This window comes from uncultured Virgibacillus sp. (genome assembly GCF_947495635.1).
GTDB lineage: Bacteria > Bacillota > Bacilli > Bacillales > Amphibacillaceae > Virgibacillus > Virgibacillus salarius.
Map to the genome: position 1 here is coordinate 1 of NZ_CANMAB010000268.1, position 205 is coordinate 205.

1 pseudogene is annotated in these 205 nt (G+C 44.4%); it reads right to left on the minus strand.

The features are described 5' to 3' along the window. A pseudogene (locus Q1A47_RS20800) lies at window positions 1-205 on the minus strand (IS5/IS1182 family transposase); the annotation flags it as partial.

Consider the following 205-nt stretch of genomic DNA (forward strand, 5'->3'; position numbering starts at 1 on the left):
CATTCAACAACACTTCCACTGATTCAGAAAGCTGATGAACAATTTCTTTTTCATAAATCGGACGCGCTTCTTCCTCGGCCTGTTTTTCTTTGAGCCATTGTTCACGCTCAGCTTTTGGTTTGCGTCCGCGCTTTTTCGGTGTTGTCCTTTCTTTCTTATCGGATGTATGAGCGCGATCTCTTGCCTCGAAATGAGTAGCGTCAAT